This window comes from Paenibacillus sp. J5, from assembly GCF_054955055.1.
In genome coordinates this window covers 16,294-36,212 of record NZ_JBUEDD010000015.1, presented here as the reverse complement: position 1 = coordinate 36,212, position 19,919 = coordinate 16,294, and the positions used below count along the sequence as shown (strand labels likewise).

Here is a 19,919-nt window from a genome sequence, read left to right as displayed (position 1 = left end):
CCATGATCTGCTCCTTCTTAACGCATAATCTAGTAAAGTCTAAGGTTTCGACAAAATCAATAGGTTAAATTCACCATTTCTTGTCACCCTGTGCTCTACTTTATCACACGCCAAACAGGATGTTCAACCGCTTGAGGGAAAGAGAAAGATTAATATTTTTTTAGAATCTCCATTAAGGACTGATATTCCTCATCATTTAGGTGCTGCGCCACGATCTGCTGGATGTCCTGCAGCTCGCTCTCTGTGAGCCCGTCCTCCATGTATAGAGAGATGGTCTGCCATGCCTGCTGCGGCAGACGCTCGGCTATGATGGCGAACATCTTCTGCTTATCCTCAGCACTGATCTGCCCCTTAGTCTGCACTAATTCATCCGCCGACAGGACGAGCGGGTCCGATCCGTCAAGCTCCTGCTCTCCCACTCCCGGCACACCTTCGCCCCGGCTGCTGCTGGCTCCATCCGCTGCCGTTGCACCCGAATTAGCCTTCGTTCCACTGCCCACTCCGAACTCGATCGACAGCGGCGGCTCCTCCTCGCCAGCACTCTGCGCTGTCGCATCACCAGTCGACTCCGTGCCAATGCTGCTCTCGCCGCTCTCTTCATTCGTGGCGCCAGCGGCACCCGAATGAGCTTCCCGGGCACTCTCTCCTGCTGACGCTTGGTCCTCCACAGTCTCGTCAGCCCCGTCAGCTCCCCCAGCGTCGCTCCTCTGCCCTCCTGTGCTGCTCTTCTGCCCCCCTGTGCTGCCGCTCCGCCCTCCGTTAGCTGCTTCCTTGCTCGCAGCCCCTGCTCCCTCCTCGGCCGTCTCACTCGGCTGCTTGCCGCTTGCCGCGGGGCCACCCCACAGACTGCCCCATACACCCGAGAGTGCCAGCTTCGGCGGCTCCACAGGGAGATTGTACTGCTTAATAAAGCTGCCGACATAGCTATTAACAATATAAGCTGTCGTCCACACCGATAGCATACTGACCACCAGTGCTGCCAACGCCCATTTGCCGATCCACCAGACGATTCTCATCATCATTGCCGCTATCCTCCTCTGCCATTGGCGTCACTGCTCGAAGGGCTTCATCGCTTTATTAGCTTCATCGCTTCAACTTTCATCCCGATGAACCAACTGAAGCCGCCTGGCAGAGAGCCCCCTGCCCATGAAGACAGTCGGGCCCCCGCTTTCGTTCCTTGCTGAGCAGTCTAACCTATTAGCCAGTATAGGCAATCTCAGATGCGGCCAACCGTGCACATAGCAAAAAACAGCCTCGCTCACGCACCGCAGACAGCGCCGCCAGGATAGCTCGCCTGTGTACAGGCGAACCATCTGCAGCGCCGTCTTCCACTATGCGTGAGAGAGGCTGTTCTATTGGAATACGATTAATAGATGTTCACAACCGGGTTGGTCTGCTCGCGATTACGGCCTACGGAGAAGATCGCGATCGGAATGCCTGTCAGCTCGGATACGCGCTGTACATAGCGCTGTGTCGATTCCGGGAGATCCTCCAGCTTCTTCGCACCAGATATATCCTCGCTCCAGCCTGGCAGCTCCTCGTACACGGCCTCGCACTCTGCCAGCATCTTCAGGCTCGCAGGGTAGTGCTGAATGATCTCGCCACGATATTTGTAGCCCGTGCAGATCTTGACCGTCTCCAGTCCCGTAAGCACGTCCAGCGAGTTCAGAGATAGCCCTGTAATGCCGCTTACACGGCGCGCATGGCGCACCACGACGCTGTCAAACCAGCCAACGCGGCGAGGGCGTCCTGTAACGGTGCCATACTCATGTCCGGTCTCGCGGATCTGATCGCCGATCGCATCATGCAGCTCGGTCGGGAACGGGCCATCGCCAACACGGGTCGTGTATGCCTTCGCAACCCCGATGACCTGTTGGATTTTGGATGGTCCTACACCGGAGCCGATGCACACGCCGCCGGCTGTCGGGTTGGAGGAGGTCACGAACGGATAGGTGCCCTGGTCGATGTCCAGCATGACCCCTTGCGCGCCCTCGAACAGAATATGCTTGCCCTCGTCGATCGCATCATTCAGCACAACGGAGGTGTCCGTCACATAAGGACGAAGCTTCTCCGCGTAGCCCAGATACTCTTGAATGATCGCTTCGGCATCCACCGGCTCGCCGCCATATACCTGCTCGATAACCTGGTTTTTCTGCTCGACAAGCAAGCGCACCTTGCTCTCGAATTCTTCGGCGTCCATCAGGTCTGCGATCCGAATGCCCGCTCTAGCCGCCTTATCCATATAGCAGGGACCGATGCCCTTGCGTGTTGTTCCGATCTTGTTGTCGCCCTTACGGTCTTCCTCCAGCGCATCCAGCACCATATGATACGGCATAATAACATGCGCACGGTCGCTGATCTTGAGGTTGGCTGTCGAAAATCCGTTATCATGAATGTACTGAATCTCATCGATCAATGCCGCCGGGTTAATGACCATCCCATTGCCGATGACGCACGTCTTGTCGTTGTTGAAAATTCCGGATGGAATCATCGTCAGCTTATATTTTTTGTTGCCGATAAGAATGGTGTGGCCAGCGTTGTTTCCGCCTTGATAACGAGCGACGACATCGGCGCCATCCGCTAAATAATCCGTGATTTTGCCTTTTCCTTCGTCTCCCCACTGCGTTCCGACAACAACAACTGTTGACATTCCCATACCCCCGATTCAGTTATAAAACCCATTTGTTAGGTATTTATTGTAACGGCTGCCGCACTTCTGCACGGCGCACCTGCGTTACGCTACCGTAATAAAGCCCTTATGCCTTCCAATGTAAACGGCTTCGCTGATTCATTATTCTGCAAAGCAGCACTATAAGTGTATCAGCCTCAAATTTTAATGTCAATAAAAAACGAACAATTCCAAGAAAGTCCCCAGAATTGTTCGTAAACAATCAGGACGCTGCTCCAGGCTCCTGATGGGTGCGATCGAGCGACACAAACTTGTTGAAGTTCTTGAGAAAGGCGAGCTCTACCGTGCCTACAGGGCCATTCCGCTGCTTGGCTATGATGATCTCAATAATATTTTTTTTCTCCGATTCCTTATCATAGTAATCATCCCGGTAAAGAAATGCGACGATGTCGGCATCCTGCTCGATCGAGCCAGACTCCCGCAGGTCGGACATCATCGGACGCTTGTCCTGCCGCTGCTCCACGCCGCGGCTAAGCTGCGACAGCGCAATCACCGGTACTTCCAGCTCCCTGGCAATCTGCTTCAGCGTTCTGGAGATTTCCGATACCTCCTGCTGCCTGTTCTCGCCCGCTTTGCCACGACCCTGAATCAACTGCAGATAGTCGATCAGAATCATCCCAAGCCCCTTCTCCTTCTTCAGACGGCGGCACTTGGCGCGAATATCGGCCACGGTGATGCCGGGGGTGTCATCGATGTAGATTTCTGCCTCTGAGAGCGAGCCGATCGCCATCGTCAGCTTCTCCCAGTCATCTCCCTCCAGATACCCGGTGCGCATCCGTCCCGCATCTACATTGGACTCCGCGCAGATCATCCGCTGCACCAACTGTGCTGCCGACATCTCCAGACTGAAGATTGCCACGGTCTCTCTTGCGCGCACGCCGACATTCTGGGCAATATTGAGCGCGAACGCCGTCTTCCCTACCGACGGCCTGGCAGCAACGATAATCAGATCATTGCGCTGGAAGCCGGAGGTCATCTTATCCAGATCGGTGAAGCCGGACGGGATACCGGTGGCCCCGCCCTTGTTGGAGTACAGATGCTCCACCCGCTCGAACACTTCCATCAGCACATCGCGAATCGAGATAAAGCCGCTGGACGCCCTCCGGTTGGAGATCTCCATAATCTTCTGCTCGGCCTCGCTGAGCAGAAGCCCAATATCGTCCGTCGCAGCATAGCCATTGGTCACAATCTGCGTCGCGGTGCGGATCAGCCGCCGGTACATCGACTTCTCCTCGACGATCTGGGCATAATAGTCGATATTGGCAGCCGTCGGCACCCCGCCTGCCAGCTTCGCCAGATAGCTGACGCCGCCGACCTCCTCCAGTTGCTGACGATCCTGCAGATAGGCTGTCAGCGTCACCAGATCGATCGGCTGGTTGCCCTCCCCCAGCTCCACCATCGCTTCATAGATCAACTGATGCGGCGTACTATAGAAATCCTCACTGCGGATGCGCTCCATCGCGGTGATCAACGCTTCGCTTTGCAGCAAAATAGAGCCGAGCACGGCCTGCTCGGCTTCCATATTTTGCGGTGGTACACGTTCAAACATTAGATCCGGGTTCATGGTTCCAGCTCCTTGCCCGACTTCTTTATTCTTCTACAGTATGCACATGAAGCTTCGCCTTGACCTCATGATGCAGCTTGACTGCCACTTGGGTCACGCCGAGCGAACGAATCGGCTCCTCCAGCTCAATCTTGCGTTTGTCGATCTTGATGCCCGCCTGGCTCGCCAGCGCCTCAGCAACCTGCTTACTCGTAATCGCGCCGAACAGTCTGCCGCCTTCGCCCGCCTTCGTCTTCACGATGACCTTGAGCTCGCCCAGACGAGCTGCCAGCTTCTCGGCATCCTCCTTCTCCTTCTCCTTGCGCTTTTGCTCCGCTGCGTTCTGTACCTCCAGCGTCTTCAGGTTGCCATCCGAAGCCAGCTTGATCAGCCCTTTTGGCAGCAGAAAATTGCGCGCATAGCCCTCCGATACTTCCTTAACCTCGCCCTTCTTGCCTTGACCCTTTACATCCTGCAGGAAAATGACCTTCATTCAAATAACCCCTCTTCCTCCTCAATTTCTTGCAACACCTTCTTGAGCCGCCACGCAGCCTCCTTGACCGAGCATTCGAGCTGCGCCGCTGCATTTGTCAGATGTCCGCCTCCGCCCATACGCTCCATCACCACTTGCACATTCATATTCCCGAGCGAGCGGGCGCTAATGCCGATGGTGCCGTCCGGGCGTTCCCCGATAACAAATGAGGCGAGCACATCATTCATGTTCAGCAGCGTGTCTGCCACCTGTGCAATCAACAGTTGAGGATATGTCCGTCCTGGCTCTGTGACCGCAATCGCAATATGATCATACATTATTTCAGCATGCTTGATGATCTCTGCCTTGCGCACATACTCCTCAAGATCCTCCTGGAGCATCTTCAGGATCAGCGTTGAATCCGCTCCATGACGACGCAGGAATGACGCCGCCTCGAACGTTCTCGCCCCCGTCCTGAGCGCGAAGCTCTTCGTATCCACTATAATGCCGGCTAGCAGTGCAGTCGCTTCCGCCACATCCAGCGATACTCGCTCGTGAATATACTGCAGCAGCTCGGTGATCAGCTCGCATGTCGACGAGGCATACGGCTCCATATAGACGAGCAGCGGGTTGTGAATGAACTCCTCGCTGCGACGATGATGATCCAGCACGACGATCCGTTCCGTCATGGCTAGCAGCTTCGGCTCCTTCACCATGGACGCCCGGTGGGTATCGACGACTACAGCCAGCGACTTCGGGCCAATCAGCGTCATCGCCTGCTCCGGCGTGATGAACCATTTGAGCAGCTTCGACTCCTCCCGGATCATCTCCATCATCTTCTGAATCGCCGGATTAATGCCCTCAATGACGATATAGGCTTCCTTGTCGAACAACTGTGCCGCCTTGAGCACGCCGATCGCAGCCCCGACTGAGTCCATATCTGGCATCTTGTGACCCATGATGACTACATTGCTGCTCTCCTTAATCATGTCGCGCAGCGCATGCGCCACCACTCGAGCCCGGACGCGTGTCCGCTTCTCAACCGCTCCCGACTTCCCTCCGTAGAAGATCTGCTTCTCTCCGATCTTGATCGCCGCCTGGTCGCCGCCGCGACCGAGCGCTATATCCAAGCTCGTCTGCATCCATGAGCCGAGCTCGTTCACCTTGGAGGAGCCAGCGGCAAACCCGATGCTGAGCGTCATGGGAATCTTCAGCTCCTGGGTCATCTCGCGCACCTGGTCGAGAATAACGAACCTCGACTGCTCCAACTGCTTGAGCGTCGCCATATTGGTAATAATCAAATAACGGTCAGAGGTGAGGCGTTTCAGCAGCATCTGATAGCGATGACCCCACTCTGTAATCTCGCTGGTCACCTTGGATAGCAGTGCAGCCCGCTGCTGCTCATCCATCCCCTGAGTGACCTCCTCCAGATTATCCATCATGACGATTCCAATCGACAGCTTCTCGTCCTCATATTTGCGCTCGATTGTCCAGCGCTGTGTAATATCCCGGATATAGATCAGCCGTTCGTCAGACTTCAGGTGAAAGGAATACATCTTGGACCCGACAGCAACCTCGCTAAGCTGTTCCTTGCTCTCCTTGCTCTTGGAAGGCTGCCAGGAGGGGAATGCCTCCTTGAGCGGCTCGCCGATGAAGGAATCGCCCTGCAGCATCTCCGCCACGAATGGATTATGCCATTCGATCACCTTGTCCTCATTATACAGGATAATTCCGAATGGCAGCTCGCTGATGACTTCATTGCCCGCTTTTTTCACTCGGTAGGACAGCGTATTCAGATAGGATCTGAGCTCCTTGCGGAACGCGCGCTCGGCATAGAGCGTGAAAATCCCCGCCCCCAACACCAGCAGCAGACCGACTGCGCCAGCTACCCAATGAAACCATGCCAACGCCGCTGCCATTGCAATCATGATCACGAATGCTCCTAGCTGGTGCATTCCGTGCCAACGCTTTACCAAAAACTTCGGCATTCTTAATCCGCCCCTGTATTATGTTCTTTTGAACGATTTTCGGATCGGGAACGCTACATCGAGCACCCCGATCAGGCTAAGCGGCGGGAACAAGATCACGGGCACCGCCAGCAGTAGTGGAATAGCTTTATGCCACCCCTTCTGGTCAGCTAAGAAAAAGAAAAATCCAATCGCCTGTATTGCAAATACCAGCCGCAAAAGAGGAACCATATTTAAGAGTACAACATCCAGATAGGAATTATGATCCCCAGTCGCTACAAGTTGCAAAATAAGCGCTACCAAGTAGTACATGACCAGCGATTTCGGCATCATCCAATCTTTCGCAGGGGGCAGACCTGGCACCTCGCGCCCATACGATCGCCGCAGTAGCAATCTGGCCATCCAGTGGCCTCCGGCAGCAGCAACAAACGAAAAGACGATAAATACGAGCGGAATGGATTGGGTCATCAGACGAATCAAGCTCGTTGTTGTCTCATCCGTCCATTGTGGAGGCAGCAGGTTCTGAGCGGAAAACTCACTCACCAGCAGACGCACGATATTACCCAGCTCTCCAATTAGAGAGATCTGCATGACCCAGGAGAAGAGCAACAGCTCCAGCAGTAGCTGGCCTAATATGACGATCGTTACCACTGTAATCACTGTTCTGGCATTGGCCTGCCGCCGGTACATATGTCCGGCTGCCACGGCTGGCACCAGGAAGAACAAGCCGAACACCAGCGCAGCCGGCCCGGCGAGCACATAGCCAAGCGCGATAGAAGCCGCTGCATGCAGGAGGAACTGCCCCTTAGGCAACATCGTATACAGTATGGCAAACGGCACCGTCATAAAAGCGACAACCAGAACATTCATCATGGGAACTGACATTAGAACGAGCAGCATAGAGGCTGCAGCGCTCCACAGCACCGATTTCACACCGGTATTCAAACCGTTCACCTCTTGTTTCTCATCTGATTGCACACACGCTTTACTCCCCATTATACCATAAACCTATCCTCCACATAAATAAACCACGGGAGTCGCTATCTATTATTATGCCTCCTGCCTGAGCGAAATTTTCATCATCGCCTCCGAGCAGTAGTCAATAATATCGCTTCTACGCACAATTCCGATAAATCGGTTCATATCATCCACAACAGGTACAAAATTCTGCACCTTGGCCAGCGAGATCAGATCCTCCATCTTGGCGTCGATCTGTACCGCTTTGTTCTGAAGTCGTCTGGGAATATCAAGCAATCTCACTTTATGACATTGCTCGAAGCTGATTTCAGGATGGTTCTTCATGTACCAGAGGAGATCGCCCTCCGTCACGGTGCCTGCATAGCCGCCCTCCTCTGTCAGAATCGGTACGGCTGTGTAGCGATGGTACTCCATACGCTCCAACGTCTGGCGCAACGTTGCATCCTCTGTTACACAGACAACCTCTTGTTTGGGCAGCAAGAAAAAAGCAATATTCATAACGCCATAACACTCCATTCTATTATGGTAGGTTCATCACCTATTCTTGTTCTCCCTTCTATTTTAACGTGTTCCGTTGCCTGAACACAATGCGGCAGTGCCCGATAGACCGGACTGGGGCGCACCAACAGCAAAAAGAGCAGCCCGTAATGGACTGCTCTTCAGGTTCATCCGCAGCGCTGGCATAGCCCCGCTTGGCTGATGAATAGACTACTCCGTAGTGTAAGGCAGCAGAGCTACCTGACGGGAGCGCTTGATTGCAACGGTCAGCAGGCGCTGGTACTTCGCGCTTGTGCCCGTTACGCGACGAGGCAAGATTTTGCCGCGCTCGCTAATAAACTTGCGAAGCAAGTCGATGTCTTTATAGTCAATGTGAGTGATTTTGTTTACGGTGAAGAAACAAACCTTACGGCGTTTGTTACGTCCGCCTTTACGGCCACCGAACTTGCGTTCTGGACGCTCGTCGCCGCCTTCTCTTTGCTTAAAGCTCATTCGTCGTCATCCTTTCATCTAAAATGGCAAATCATCCTCTGATATATCGATCGGGCGACCGTCATCCGAGAACGGATCGTTGTTGTTATTCCGTGATGGGGAATTATTTCCAGGACGGCCTCCGCCATATGAGGAGTTGCCTCCACCTTGGCCACCGCCGCTGTAATTGCCTCCACCATAGTTGCTTCCGCCTTGACCTCCACCGCTATATCCGCCGCCACTACCGCCACCGCCGCTGAACTCCTCACGGGAGCCATTGTTGTCACGGTTAGACTCCAAGAAGCGCACATTGTCTGCAATCACCTCAGTGACGTAGACACGCTTGCCTTCATTGTTGTCATAGCTACGAACCTGGATACGGCCCTCGACCGCTGTCAGACGCCCCTTGCGAAGATAATTCGCGCAGGTTTCTGCCAACTGACGCCAAGTCACCACCGGGATAAAGTCTGCCTCACGCTCGCCCTGACTGGACGTGAACGGCCGATCCACAGCAAGAGTGAATTGGGTAACGGCTACACCCGCAGGGGTATAACGCATCTCCGGGTCTCTTGTGAGTCTGCCTATCAGAATAACACGGTTCAACATCGGTACATGCCTCCAATCGAAGAAACATCCTTGCGTAGATTAAGCTACATCTCTGACGATCAAGTAACGGATGATTTCATCCGTAATCTTCATGACGCGGTCAAGCTCATTAACAACTTCAGAAGTTGCATTGAAATGAACTAGTACGTAGATCCCGTCACGAATCTTGTTGATCTCATACGCAAGGCGGCGTTTTCCCATCAGATCGGACTTTGTAACCTCTCCGCCATTATTGATGATGCCTTCGAACTTCTCAACGAGAGCTTGTACAGCTTCCTGCTCAGCGTCTGGACGAATGATGTACATCACTTCATATTTGCGCATATTGTTTCACCTCCTCTTGGACTAGCGGCCCTCTGTAATAACTGACACAGAGAACAAGGAGCGAGTAGACTCGCATACCACAATACTATACCAGATCAGGCTAGCGATGGCAAGTTGTATATTGCAATCGAGCAGAAGCAGCACCCTTGCCCTAGCGTACAGGCTATTGGAGCATTCGCGACCTTAACGGCCAGATTTGAAAGCACTATGCACGAAACAGCACAAAACAAAAAAAGCCCCCTACTTGACCAGTAGAAGACTTAGCTATATTAGACAATAAAGTGGCGGAAAGGGTGGGATTCGAACCCACGCACGCCGTGAGACGCCTAGCTGATTTCGAGTCAGCCCCCTTGGACCACTTGGGTACCTTTCCATTTCCGCAACGAAGATTATTATACCACGGCTTGTAACGCTTGACAAGCATCAATCTGAAAAATTTCAGTGCAGCTTCCGTACTGAAGTGAAGGCAATCACCTACTGGACGTTCCGTTTCGGCACATTCTGTTTTTCACATCTACATGTCACCATAGCAAGTCTTGGTGCACCATAGAGCGCTCCCGGCATCGTTCGCACAGGATGGGGCAAGCACCGATTGCCTCCATTCGCTTTCAGCTTTCGGGGTCTTTGCACGGAGTCCTCTTACTCCAAAACGCCGCCTTGATCTGATTCTTCCTTGCTGCGGAGCACCTTTTTCATATTCTTCTCAAACTTCAAGCGGGGAATCAACACACTATGCTTGCAGCCTACACATTTAATGCGAATATCCATCCCCATGCGGATAATCTCCATCTCATTTGTTCCGCAAGGATGCGGTTTCTTCATCTGTACAATATCTCCAAGCTGAAATTGCTTGCGCTCCATTTGATTCCCTCCCCTGCTTCACTCACCTATTGGATTCTACAGCATCTGGCTATCGCTGCGCCTCTGATCAATTCCCAGCTTGATCTCACGGTTCAGTACACGCGACACGCTTCCATGTGTGTTGGGCTTGCATTCCGCAATCACTCGTATCGACATCTCCGATGCTGTCATCGACTGAATACCTAATACCTGCGGAGGCTTGATGATGTTAGAGTCTTCAATCTTCATGACAATATCGTTCATCATCGCCAATGTCTCTTCCGTATTTGCCTGAAGTGGAACCGAAATATCGACAACAGCCAATGTGTTATGAATGGAGTAATTTGTCACCTGATTAATCATGCCATTGGGAATAATATGTACCTCGCCCGTCCAGCTCTGAATGCGGGTAGACCGCATCCCGACCAGCTCTACCGTCCCCTTCATCGTCCCGGTCTGAATCACGTCGCCCACCGCAAATTGATCCTCGACCACAATAAAAAAACCGGCAATAACATCCTTGACCAGGCTCTGTGCTCCGAAGCCGATCGCCAGACCGATTACACCAGCACCAGCCAGCAACGGCCCCAGATTAATGTTGAATTCGGAGAGGATGAGCAGTACGCTGACAAAATGAATCGTATACGAGCCGACATTTTTAAGCAGCTTCGCGATGGTTCGAATTCGGCGTGTCTGATGCGACAGCCGCCGCAGCTCCTTGTTGGACACCAGATGGTCGATGAAGCGATTAAGCACGAGAATCAAGATTCTGCCTGCTAGTAAAATAAAGAGTATACGGATTGCCGACCAGGTGACATTCCGCCAGAGCGCCTCATCACTCAACTCGGCTGCAATCGTATCATAGACTGTTGTCAACCATCCCACCTCAGCCACCCTCCTTCGCTCTAGCTACTTAACAGCACTTCTTGGTAGCCTTCCTCCGCCTGGACGAAAATACCCCGAATCTCAACGTTCTCACTCGAAATAATCCGTGTTACCTGATCGAGCTCATCATCCGGGAAATGGATAGAAAGCGCGCAGCCGGCTGTTATTTCTTTGGGTGTCGGACAAATATCAATCTCTATCTCTGCGTACTCAAGCAGCATCTCTGCCCGCAACGCCTGCTGCGTAGAATCGAATGCAATCAGCATGTCATCCTCCCTCTGTCTCCACCCGAATTAGTGGCTAGGCGTATAAAACTTCAGCAATTTCCATATACTGAATACTACCAAAGCTATAATCAACTAAATTGTCGGAGGGATTCTATGAAGCTAGCAGCCTCAAACTCCTCATCTTTTAAAATAGCGTCATCTGAGCCAAACGTCAACGGCCAGCTTATTCAACGACTCAAATTGCTGCTCAAGCCAGCCGACCGCCGGATTGCTGTTGTCTGCATCGGCACCGATCGTTCCACAGGCGATGCTCTTGGACCGCTTGTCGGCACCTCACTGAGCAGACACCAGCATGAGCAATTTGATGTCTATGGCACACTGGAATCCCCTGTACACGCGATGAATCTGGAGGAGACGCTCCATCGAATTAACCAAGTGAGCCATCCCCCCTTTGTCATTGGAATCGACGCCTGTCTTGGTCAAGTGTCAAGCGTCGGCTGCATCCAGGTTGGCGAGGGTCCTGTCCGTCCTGGCGCCGGAGTGAACAAGCAGCTTCCGCCCGTAGGCGATATTCACATTACAGGGATCGTAAACGTAGGCGGATTTATGGAATATTTCGTCCTGCAGAACACCCGTCTTCATCTAGTCATGAGCATGTCGGACATCATTGCCTTCAGCCTATATCAGGCTATTGCAGCCTCTACTTCAGCGCATCTGCCTGCACTCGATGTGTAGCTTGCTCTTCGTCTATCGCCCTTGCTCCATTGCGATCTGAATTGCCTTCTTCTCCTCTGGCGACAGTGCATAAGACGACTCCCCTTGCTTGAGTGGCTTGGCATATACATAGGTCTCCTCACGACCGTGGATGCCGCTGAGCACAACACCGTCCTGACTGTCATTCACTATGGCCAGCGAGAAGCTTAGATCACTTCCTTGGCCGGTGAATGCATTATACCTGTGTATTCCAATCTTGCCCTTCTGCTCCGACAGAGCACGCTGGACAAGCTGCATTTGCTCCTCCTGCAACTGCAGCTTGCTGTGCTGCTGCTGGTCATTGTGCTGCAATTGCATGATTAATTGCTCCAGATTGTCGATCCCCGTATCCGCCATCATCTTACTGTACCGCTTGCGCAGCTTCCCGAATCGAATGCTTAATGTCAGCACCCATACATACAGCAGCACGATGCTGCCAAGCATCGCCGCGATGACCCATGCTTCCACTGTTATTGTTGTGCTACCGTCTGCCATACCCCTATTTCTCCTCTATATATATGAATTCACCCTCATGCCGTCCGAGCCGTCCGAGCTCTCATCTGTTAGCGGTATTGCTGAATGACTTCCTTTACAGCCTCAACCAGCGACCTCGCTTCATCCTCCGTTGTGAAGCAGCCTACACTGGCCCTGACCGCGCCTGTCCCTTCTGTCCCAGCCTGCATATGCGATAACGGCGTGCAATGAAACCCTGTGCGCACTGCGATCTTATAATGACGATCCAGGATGAACCCCATCTCCGAAGGATCGATCCCATCCACAACGAACGACACAATACCCGTCCTCGGCTTCCCTAACGCCGGCCCCAGCAAGCGCAAGCCGTCGACAGGCAGGAGCTGTTCCATAATGTATTGGGTCAACTGCCACTCCCGGTCGTGAATGCGAGCAGCGCCTTCCTGCAGTATATAGTTCACCCCGGCCTTCAGCCCTGCAAGCCCCGGCGTATTCTGCGTACCCGATTCGTAGCGATCAGGTCGCACCACTGGCTGCTCGACCGCCTCTGACTGACTGCCTGTCCCCCCATGGATCAACGGCTCCAGCTCTAGCTCAGGATGGATATACAGCCCTCCCGTCCCCTGAGGCCCCAGAAGACCCTTATGCCCAGGAAAGGCTAACATATCCACCCCCATCGCTCCAACGTCTATATCAAGCGCTCCAGCGGTCTGAGCAGCATCCACCAACAGCTTGACTCCATGTTTACGCGCAAGCTCCCCCAGATCTGCGATGGGTATTATGCTGCCCAGCAGATTCGAGCTATGTGTGGCGACAATCAACGTCGTGGAACTGTTTATTGCCTCCTCCACCTTTTTCGGCTCCAGATGCCCCATTTCGTCTGATTCCACATATGTGATATGAATACCGATTGTCCGTCTCAGATATTCCAGCGGCCGTCGAACCGAGTTATGCTCGACCGCTGTTGCAATGACATGATCTCCTGGCTTAACGAAGCCCTTAATCGCCTGATTCAAGGCCCCTGTTGTGTTGAGTGCGAACGATATATCATTCGGATTGTTTATTCGAAACAACTTGGCCAGAGCCTTGCGCGTATCGAACAGTATTCGACTAGCTCTTACAGCCATGGCATGGCTGCCCCGTCCGGGATTAGCCGCATCATGCTGCATGCATTCATACATCGCATCCAGCACCTGCTGCGGCTTAGGCCATGATGTCGCTGCATGATCGAGATAAATAACATCCTGACGTCCATGCTCTTTTTGCATTTGCCTCCCCCTCTCTCGATAAGCAAAGCACTGCTCCCTTGCTCCGCCTATATCCGGGATCATTAGTGTTCCCCGTAAACCGCCGCTCTTCCCTGCTTATATTTTCCGAATACCAACCACTCATAACAATAGCACACCTTGAACCTTCTCCTACGTCATCAGGAGCGGCTTCCGGCATGCTATTGCCCATCTATAAATCTATCCATATCCCTTGCAACTCAGACCTCTTAGGCCATGCGTTCAAGCAATTCGAGCAGACGCTCCAGGTCTTGCTTGTTATAGTACATGAGCTCGATTCGCCCACGATCCTTTTGCTGCTTCACCTTCACAGTCGTCTTGAACCGTTCTCTTAACGATTCCTCGATATGCTCTATATAAGGATCCTTTTTCTTCGTCTTCGGCTTCGACTTCTGTTCTTCCTTACCAGGCTGATCCAGCTTCTGAATCTCTTCCTCCAGCTCCCGGACACTCCATTCAAACTCGACGATCTTGCTTGCCAGATCCTTACGAACAGCTTCTTGCTTCACCCCTACCAATGCACGGGCATGTCCCATCGAGATTGTTCCACGTGAAACATCATCTTTGATTTCATCAGGCAATGTGAGCAAACGGAGGAAGTTTGCAATGTGAGAACGGGATTTGCCCACCTTGAGCGATAGCTCTTCTTGTGTTAACCCAAATTTCTCCATAATTGCCTGATACGCAATGGCGATTTCGATAGCATTTAGATCCTCCCGCTGCAAGTTTTCGATCAGAGCGATCTCCATCACTTGCTGGTCGGAGAATGAACGAACTACAGCCGGGATCGTTTGGGAGCCAATTAGACTGGAGGCTCGAAAACGTCTCTCCCCTGCAATAATCTCATAGCCTTTGAGCACACTACGTACAATGATTGGCTGAATGACACCATGCTGCTTGATCGATTCTGCCAGTTCTTTGATCGAGTCATCATCAAATGTTTTGCGCGGCTGATACGGGTTCGGTCGCAGTTGAGATAACGATACCTCTATTACCTTATCATCCTCACTAACAGATAACGACGGAATAAGCGCATCCAGCCCTCTACCTAGCCGCTTGCTCATATGTGATCACTTCCTTTGCCAATTCAAGATAAACCTCAGCACCCTTTGATCTCGGATCATACGTGATGATGGACTGACCATGCGATGGAGCCTCACTCAAACGGACATTACGTGGGATAATGGTCTGATATACCTTTTGCTGAAAGTACTTTTTCACTTCTTCAATCACCTGAATACCCAGATTCGTCCGCGCGTCAAACATCGTAAGCAATACCCCTTCTATCTGCAAGGTAGTATTCAGATGCTTCTGCACAAGGCGAACCGTATTCAATAACTGGCTCAACCCTTCCAGCGCATAGTATTCACATTGAATGGGGATGATGACGGAATCAGCCGCTGTTAGAGAATTGATCGTTAAGATACCAAGTGATGGAGGACAATCGATGAGAACATAATCAAACTTATCCTTCACTTGGTGGATCGCTTTTTTCAAGCGTACTTCACGAGAAATTGTAGGCACCAACTCTATCTCAGCTCCTGCAAGCTGAATTGTAGCGGGTATAACGGTCAGTCCAGGGATCTTGGTCTCAACCATTGCTTCCTGTGGATGAATTTCATTAATCAACACATCATAAATGCAGTTTTCTACATCAGCCTTGTTGATGCCAATCCCGCTCGTCGTATTGCCCTGCGGATCAATATCGATCAGAAGCACTTTTCTTCCTAACGAAGCCAGCGAAGCACCTAAATTCACAGAAGTTGTCGTCTTGCCGACTCCGCCCTTCTGGTTCGTAATCGCGATTATTTTGGACAAACCAGTTCACCTCAATATTATAAAACTAGCGTTCACACTTACAAATGATGATCGCCGTCCTATCATCAGGACGGCGTCTACTACACATAAGACGATCCATTCATCTACTAAGGAGAAGCGACACACACTTTACTGAGCGTTACAGCTTCACCTCTCGAATCCGTCTAGAATTTTGGTCACCGTTTTATTTTAACGCTTCGGGATACGAATAACAATTTCATAGTGGTCATCATTGTCCTTTTCATCGGTTTTAATTTTCAGACCGGAGCCGGACACCATCTCGATCGAATGGCGAATTGTATTAACTGCCAGGCGAACATCCTTGGTAAAGGATACACGTTTGGATTTTTTGATTTTCGATGTTTCTTTATAGAATGCTACCCGCGCTTCCGTCTGCTTGACGTTCAATTCCTTAGTAATAATGTCATCAAGCACCTTCTGTTGAAGCTCCTCCGTGTCCAGAGCAAGCAATGCTCGGGCGTGACGTTCGGTAATCTTCCGCTCGATCAATGCTGTCTTCACGACATCGCTTAGATTCAGCAGCCGAATCTTGTTAGCAATGGTGGACTGGCTCTTGCCGAGCCGCTGCGCCAGGCTTTCCTGTGTCAACTGATGAAGGTCAATCAGCTTCTGATACGCAATCGCTTCCTCAATTGCCGTCAGTCCCTCACGCTGTAGATTCTCGATTAGAGCAATCGACGCTGCCTGGGAATCGTTGAAATCACGAATAATCGCCGGTATGGTCTCCATACCGAGCTTCTTGACCGCCCGAAACCGCCGTTCTCCTGCGATAATCTCATACCTCTGATTACGCAAGCGAACAACAATCGGTTGAATAATGCCATGGGTTTTGATTGTCTGGCATAGCTCATCAATCTTGTCATCATCAAAAATAGTCCGTGGCTGGTAAGGACTGGGGTCAATATTGCCGACCGGCAGTTGCTTTACTTCATCTTGAACGATTTTTTCCCCCAGGCCGAACAAACGCGAGAATTGTTCTTTCATACTAATGCTAACCACCCAATTATCAAATTGCGCTACTCCCCGCCGTTAACAGCGATCGCTATCCGCAAGGACGGCCTGCTACTACTGCAGTTTCATTCACACAACGGCATGACGACGACAGCCTTCGTTCGCTTGCATCCTGGGCGCAAGCACAAACAAACTGCCAGCTAGCAATACAAGCCACTCTATTGTCGATGGCAGCATCTTACATCTGGACGACTAGCAGGAAGTAATTATTTTGCGCGAGCATAGTCTGTAACAGTCTGTATCTATTATGAACTAACTTTATTATTTCGCCAAGCTGATCGATTTTTCCTGCTTGTTCTTCCTATAAAATAAAAATAAGCTAATGTTTCACGTGAAACATTAGCTTATCCTTTGTAACCTATCTAGTTGTTACGCTGGCTGTCATCAGCCCACTTAAACTAATGGCAGCTTGATCGGAGTCCCTGCCTTACGAGGGTACTTCTTAGGTGTTGCATCCAACTTGCGAATACAAATAATATGACGCTCCGATTGTTCAAACGGCAGCTTCATCTCATAGGTCTCCTTCACCTTGGCACGCAGCTCCTTCAGGCTGCGGCCCGCCTCTGCGATCTCCTCCGCGGGAGAAGCTCCCTTCATCGAAGCAAATTGGCCGTTTTTCCTGGCAAATGGCAAGCATAGCTCATTCAAGGCAGCGAGTCGTGCTACCGCCCGCGCGGTCACCAGATCATAATGATCGCGATGCTCCGGCATTCTGGCTATATCCTCTGCTCGGCCATGAATACAACTAACCCCCTCTAACCCTAGCTGCTCCACGACATGCTGTAGAAACAGTATGCGCTTGTTCAGCGAATCGATGATCGTTACCTTCAGATGCGGATAAGCGATCTTGAGAGGCAGGCTAGGAAATCCCGCACCTGATCCAATATCAGCAATAGACTGAATCGAACTGAAATCGAGGAAGAACGAGAGCGACAGCGAATCGAAGAAATGCTTCTCATACACCGCCTCCTCCTCTGTGATCCCCGTCAGATTCATCTTCTCATTCCATTCAACGAGCAGCTTGAAATATAACTGGAACTGCTCCAGTTGCTTCTCCGTTAACACCAGCTTGCGTGCAGCCAGTTGCTCGGCAAACCAAGTTGGTCCCATGTTTACCCCCGAGCTGCGACAACGCGATTGTAGTGTTCCAGATAGACCAGCAATATGGAAATGTCTGCCGGGGTGACGCCAGAGATGCGCGATGCCTGCCCGATCGAGATTGGACGAATATCGGATAGCTTCTGCTTCGCTTCGGAAGCAATCCCATTCACATCTGCATAGTCAATATCGGCTGGAATACGCTTCTTCTCCATCTTCGCCAGACGCTCCACCTGGAGCAACTGCTTCTCGATGTACCCCGCATATTTCACCTGAATCTCAACCTGCTCCTTCATCTCCTCTGTCAGCTCAGAGGGTGCATCAATGAACGGCTCCAGATGCGCATAAGTAACCTCTGGACGGCGCAGCAGCGAGAGTGCGTCGGTCGAATGCTGTAGCAGCGCCGAGCCCAGCCCAGTCAGCACTTCTTGAATACCGCTGTCCGTCTTGACCTTCGTCTCCTTCAGACGTTCGATCTCCCGTTCTACATAGTGCTTCTTCGCCAGAAACTTCTCATATCGGGCTTCGCTAATCAAGCCAATCTCATGACCAATCGGTGTCAGGCGCAGATCCGCATTATCATGCCGCAGCAGCAGCCGATATTCCGCACGAGAAGTAAGCAGCCGATACGGGTCATTCGTCCCCTTCGTCACGAGGTCGTCAATCATGACACCGATATAGCCTTGTGAACGTCCAATAATCACTGCTTCCTTGCCCAACACCTTGCAGGCTGCATTAATACCGGCAATAATCCCCTGCCCCGCAGCTTCCTCATACCCTGAGGTACCATTAATTTGTCCCGCTGTGAACAGCCCCGGAACCACCTTCGTCTCCAGCGTTGGCCATAGCTGTGTAGGCACTACAGCATCATATTCGATCGCATAGCCGGTACGCATCATCTCCACTCGCTCCAGCCCTGGGACAGAGCGCAATATCTGCAGTTGCACATCCTCTGGCATACTCGTTGACAGACCCTGCACATAATACTCTGAGGTGTGCCTGCCCTCCGGCTCCAGGAAGATCTGATGCTTCGGCTTATCGGCAAAACGAACAATTTTGTCTTCTATAGATGGGCAATATCGCGGCCCTGTCCCTTCGATCGCTCCAGAAAACATCGGGGCACGATGGAGATTTTCATTAATAATCCGATGTGTATCCTCCGAAGTGTATGTCAGCCAGCATGGGATCTGCTCATTGTCGGAGTATTCCGTCTCATACGAGAAAAACTTAGGATTCTCATCTCCCGGCTGAATCTCTGTCTTGTCGAAGTCAATCGAATCCTTGTGCACACGCGGCGGTGTCCCTGTCTTGAAGCGCGCAAGCTGGAACCCTAGCTGACGCAAGCTCTCAGACAGCTTCACAGACGGCTGTTGATTGTTCGGGCCGCTCTCATAGATCAGCTCGCCCATAATGATCTTGCCACGCAGATACGTACCCGTTGTCAGCACAACGGTTTTGGAGCGATAGGTAGCACCGGTCTTGGTGATAGCTCCTACGCAGACACCATCCTCGACAATCAGTTCTTCCACCATGCCCTGCCGCAGCGTCAGCCGCTCCGTCTCTTCGATCGTTTTCTTCATCGTATGCTGATACAAGAATTTATCCGCCTGCGCCCTCAGCGCGTGGACGGCTGGTCCCTTCCCTGTATTGAGCATCCTCATCTGAATAAATGTCTTATCGATATTGCGTCCCATCTCTCCGCCCAAGGCGTCAATCTCCCGCACCACATGCCCTTTGGCAGGCCCACCGATTGATGGATTGCATGGCATGAAGGCCACCATATCCAGATTGATCGTCAGCAGCAACGTCTCACAGCCCATCCGGGCCGCAGCGAGTGCCGCTTCACAGCCTGCATGGCCTGCTCCGATGACAATAACGTCATATTGGCCCGCTTCATAGCTCATTGTGTACTCTCCCTCATTTCACGTCTTCATTTTGTCTTGCTACTTCATACACTTATC

The 19,919-nt window shown here is 51.9% G+C and carries 21 protein-coding genes and 1 tRNA gene; 1 reads left to right on the top strand and 21 read right to left on the bottom strand.

Annotated features, from left to right (window positions below; genetic code table 11):
• Nucleotides 1-149 precede the first annotated feature (149 nt).
• The 14 genes from ACY1JZ_RS23165 to ACY1JZ_RS23100 form a co-directional block, all read right to left on the bottom strand.
• Nucleotides 150-1,022: an ICP22 family protein gene (locus ACY1JZ_RS23165; RefSeq protein WP_462631097.1), complete on the bottom strand. Its 873-nt coding sequence runs from the start codon at nucleotides 1,020-1,022 to the stop codon at nucleotides 150-152.
• Nucleotides 1,023-1,366: 344 nt separating this feature from the next.
• Nucleotides 1,367-2,650 carry an adenylosuccinate synthase gene (locus tag ACY1JZ_RS23160; RefSeq protein ID WP_270166986.1) on the bottom strand — a complete coding sequence of 428 codons (1,284 nt, stop codon included), beginning with the start codon at nucleotides 2,648-2,650 and terminating at the stop codon, nucleotides 1,367-1,369.
• A 241-nt stretch (nucleotides 2,651-2,891) separates the two neighbouring features.
• Nucleotides 2,892-4,253 (bottom strand): replicative DNA helicase, encoded by a 1,362-nt coding sequence (dnaB, locus tag ACY1JZ_RS23155; RefSeq protein ID WP_270166988.1) that lies wholly within the window; start codon nucleotides 4,251-4,253, stop codon nucleotides 2,892-2,894.
• Nucleotides 4,254-4,278: 25 nt separating this feature from the next.
• Nucleotides 4,279-4,725 carry a 50S ribosomal protein L9 gene (gene rplI, locus ACY1JZ_RS23150; RefSeq protein WP_270166990.1) on the bottom strand — a complete coding sequence of 149 codons (447 nt, stop codon included), beginning with the start codon at nucleotides 4,723-4,725 and terminating at the stop codon, nucleotides 4,279-4,281.
• Entirely contained in the window at nucleotides 4,722-6,692 is a 1,971-nt protein-coding gene (locus ACY1JZ_RS23145) for a DHH family phosphoesterase (protein ID WP_462631096.1), read from the bottom strand. The genes rplI and ACY1JZ_RS23145 overlap by 4 nt, the downstream gene beginning before the upstream one ends.
• An 18-nt stretch (nucleotides 6,693-6,710) precedes the next feature.
• Nucleotides 6,711-7,649: a DUF2232 domain-containing protein gene (locus ACY1JZ_RS23140; protein ID WP_462631095.1), complete on the bottom strand. Its 939-nt coding sequence runs from the start codon at nucleotides 7,647-7,649 to the stop codon at nucleotides 6,711-6,713.
• Nucleotides 7,650-7,721: 72 nt separating this feature from the next.
• A complete protein-coding gene (locus tag ACY1JZ_RS23135) occupies nucleotides 7,722-8,147 on the bottom strand; it encodes a CBS domain-containing protein (protein ID WP_270166996.1) in 426 nt (141 codons plus the stop codon).
• Nucleotides 8,148-8,357: 210 nt separating this feature from the next.
• The gene (gene rpsR / locus ACY1JZ_RS23130; RefSeq protein WP_028563588.1) at nucleotides 8,358-8,639 is read right to left on the bottom strand and encodes a 30S ribosomal protein S18; all 282 of its coding nucleotides are present in this window, start codon (nucleotides 8,637-8,639) and stop codon (nucleotides 8,358-8,360) included.
• An 18-nt stretch (nucleotides 8,640-8,657) separates the two neighbouring features.
• On the bottom strand, nucleotides 8,658-9,224 hold the full coding sequence (locus ACY1JZ_RS23125) for a single-stranded DNA-binding protein (RefSeq protein ID WP_270167000.1): 567 nt from the start codon (nucleotides 9,222-9,224) through the stop codon (nucleotides 8,658-8,660).
• A gap of 39 nt (nucleotides 9,225-9,263) precedes the next feature.
• Nucleotides 9,264-9,548 (bottom strand): 30S ribosomal protein S6, encoded by a 285-nt coding sequence (gene rpsF / locus ACY1JZ_RS23120; protein WP_270167002.1) that lies wholly within the window; start codon nucleotides 9,546-9,548, stop codon nucleotides 9,264-9,266.
• Between the two features lie 282 nt (nucleotides 9,549-9,830).
• Nucleotides 9,831-9,921 (bottom strand) — tRNA-Ser (locus ACY1JZ_RS23115).
• Nucleotides 9,922-10,187: 266 nt separating this feature from the next.
• Nucleotides 10,188-10,409: a DUF951 domain-containing protein gene (locus ACY1JZ_RS23110; protein WP_462631094.1), complete on the bottom strand. Its 222-nt coding sequence runs from the start codon at nucleotides 10,407-10,409 to the stop codon at nucleotides 10,188-10,190.
• A 36-nt stretch (nucleotides 10,410-10,445) separates the two neighbouring features.
• Nucleotides 10,446-11,273, bottom strand: a complete 828-nt coding sequence (locus ACY1JZ_RS23105) for a mechanosensitive ion channel family protein (protein WP_462631093.1) — start codon at nucleotides 11,271-11,273, stop codon at nucleotides 10,446-10,448.
• A 20-nt stretch (nucleotides 11,274-11,293) separates the two neighbouring features.
• A complete protein-coding gene (locus ACY1JZ_RS23100; RefSeq protein WP_270167012.1) occupies nucleotides 11,294-11,539 on the bottom strand; it encodes a putative Se/S carrier protein in 246 nt (81 codons plus the stop codon).
• A 114-nt stretch (nucleotides 11,540-11,653) separates the two neighbouring features.
• Between ACY1JZ_RS23100 and yyaC the strand changes: the two genes are divergently transcribed.
• Nucleotides 11,654-12,235, top strand: coding sequence for a spore protease YyaC (gene yyaC / locus ACY1JZ_RS23095; protein WP_462631092.1), 582 nt, complete (start codon nucleotides 11,654-11,656; stop codon nucleotides 12,233-12,235).
• A 12-nt stretch (nucleotides 12,236-12,247) separates the two neighbouring features.
• Here yyaC and ACY1JZ_RS23090 read toward each other — a convergent pair whose 3' ends face one another.
• The 7 genes from ACY1JZ_RS23090 to mnmG all read right to left on the bottom strand — a co-directional run bounded on the left by ACY1JZ_RS23090 (nucleotide 12,248) and on the right by mnmG (nucleotide 19,862).
• Complete coding sequence (locus ACY1JZ_RS23090; protein ID WP_270167015.1) at nucleotides 12,248-12,748, bottom strand: DUF4446 family protein; 501 nt, start codon at nucleotides 12,746-12,748, stop codon at nucleotides 12,248-12,250.
• Nucleotides 12,749-12,816: 68 nt separating this feature from the next.
• Entirely contained in the window at nucleotides 12,817-13,992 is a 1,176-nt protein-coding gene (locus ACY1JZ_RS23085; RefSeq protein WP_462631091.1) for an aminotransferase class V-fold PLP-dependent enzyme, read from the bottom strand.
• A gap of 227 nt (nucleotides 13,993-14,219) precedes the next feature.
• Nucleotides 14,220-15,074, bottom strand: a complete 855-nt coding sequence (locus ACY1JZ_RS23080) for a ParB/RepB/Spo0J family partition protein (RefSeq protein WP_270167019.1) — start codon at nucleotides 15,072-15,074, stop codon at nucleotides 14,220-14,222.
• A complete protein-coding gene (locus ACY1JZ_RS23075; RefSeq protein WP_270167020.1) occupies nucleotides 15,055-15,828 on the bottom strand; it encodes a ParA family protein in 774 nt (257 codons plus the stop codon). Before ACY1JZ_RS23075 ends, ACY1JZ_RS23080 begins: the two co-directional genes overlap by 20 nt.
• A gap of 189 nt (nucleotides 15,829-16,017) precedes the next feature.
• The gene (gene noc / locus ACY1JZ_RS23070; protein WP_270167022.1) at nucleotides 16,018-16,833 is read right to left on the bottom strand and encodes a nucleoid occlusion protein; all 816 of its coding nucleotides are present in this window, start codon (nucleotides 16,831-16,833) and stop codon (nucleotides 16,018-16,020) included.
• Nucleotides 16,834-17,253: 420 nt separating this feature from the next.
• Nucleotides 17,254-17,970, bottom strand: a complete 717-nt coding sequence (gene rsmG, locus ACY1JZ_RS23065; RefSeq protein WP_270167024.1) for a 16S rRNA (guanine(527)-N(7))-methyltransferase RsmG — start codon at nucleotides 17,968-17,970, stop codon at nucleotides 17,254-17,256.
• Between the two features lie 2 nt (nucleotides 17,971-17,972).
• Nucleotides 17,973-19,862, bottom strand: coding sequence for a tRNA uridine-5-carboxymethylaminomethyl(34) synthesis enzyme MnmG (mnmG, locus tag ACY1JZ_RS23060; protein ID WP_270167025.1), 1,890 nt, complete (start codon nucleotides 19,860-19,862; stop codon nucleotides 17,973-17,975).
• Nucleotides 19,863-19,919: the final 57 nt, after the last annotated feature.

What these genes read in the sequence shown, in the direction of transcription:
- mnmG (WP_270167025.1), bottom strand. Translation starts at nt 19,862, where the DNA reads ATGAGCTATGAAGCGGGCCAATATGACGTTATTGTCATCGGAGCAGGC.
- ACY1JZ_RS23085 (WP_462631091.1), bottom strand. Translation starts at nt 13,992, where the DNA reads ATGCAAAAAGAGCATGGACGTCAGGATGTTATTTATCTCGATCATGCA.
- rplI (WP_270166990.1), bottom strand. Translation starts at nt 4,725, where the DNA reads ATGAAGGTCATTTTCCTGCAGGATGTAAAGGGTCAAGGCAAGAAGGGC.
- yyaC (WP_462631092.1), top strand. Translation starts at nt 11,654, where the DNA reads ATGAAGCTAGCAGCCTCAAACTCCTCATCTTTTAAAATAGCGTCATCT.
- ACY1JZ_RS23125 (WP_270167000.1), bottom strand. Translation starts at nt 9,224, where the DNA reads ATGTTGAACCGTGTTATTCTGATAGGCAGACTCACAAGAGACCCGGAG.
- ACY1JZ_RS23135 (WP_270166996.1), bottom strand. Translation starts at nt 8,147, where the DNA reads ATGAATATTGCTTTTTTCTTGCTGCCCAAACAAGAGGTTGTCTGTGTA.
- rpsF (WP_270167002.1), bottom strand. Translation starts at nt 9,548, where the DNA reads ATGCGCAAATATGAAGTGATGTACATCATTCGTCCAGACGCTGAGCAG.
- rpsR (WP_028563588.1), bottom strand. Translation starts at nt 8,639, where the DNA reads ATGAGCTTTAAGCAAAGAGAAGGCGGCGACGAGCGTCCAGAACGCAAG.
- rsmG (WP_270167024.1), bottom strand. Translation starts at nt 17,970, where the DNA reads ATGGGACCAACTTGGTTTGCCGAGCAACTGGCTGCACGCAAGCTGGTG.
- ACY1JZ_RS23100 (WP_270167012.1), bottom strand. Translation starts at nt 11,539, where the DNA reads ATGCTGATTGCATTCGATTCTACGCAGCAGGCGTTGCGGGCAGAGATG.
- ACY1JZ_RS23165 (WP_462631097.1), bottom strand. Translation starts at nt 1,022, where the DNA reads ATGATGATGAGAATCGTCTGGTGGATCGGCAAATGGGCGTTGGCAGCA.
- ACY1JZ_RS23090 (WP_270167015.1), bottom strand. Translation starts at nt 12,748, where the DNA reads ATGGCAGACGGTAGCACAACAATAACAGTGGAAGCATGGGTCATCGCG.
- dnaB (WP_270166988.1), bottom strand. Translation starts at nt 4,253, where the DNA reads ATGAACCCGGATCTAATGTTTGAACGTGTACCACCGCAAAATATGGAA.
- ACY1JZ_RS23145 (WP_462631096.1), bottom strand. Translation starts at nt 6,692, where the DNA reads ATGCCGAAGTTTTTGGTAAAGCGTTGGCACGGAATGCACCAGCTAGGA.
- noc (WP_270167022.1), bottom strand. Translation starts at nt 16,833, where the DNA reads ATGAAAGAACAATTCTCGCGTTTGTTCGGCCTGGGGGAAAAAATCGTT.
- ACY1JZ_RS23160 (WP_270166986.1), bottom strand. Translation starts at nt 2,650, where the DNA reads ATGTCAACAGTTGTTGTTGTCGGAACGCAGTGGGGAGACGAAGGAAAA.
- ACY1JZ_RS23110 (WP_462631094.1), bottom strand. Translation starts at nt 10,409, where the DNA reads ATGGAGCGCAAGCAATTTCAGCTTGGAGATATTGTACAGATGAAGAAA.
- ACY1JZ_RS23080 (WP_270167019.1), bottom strand. Translation starts at nt 15,074, where the DNA reads ATGAGCAAGCGGCTAGGTAGAGGGCTGGATGCGCTTATTCCGTCGTTA.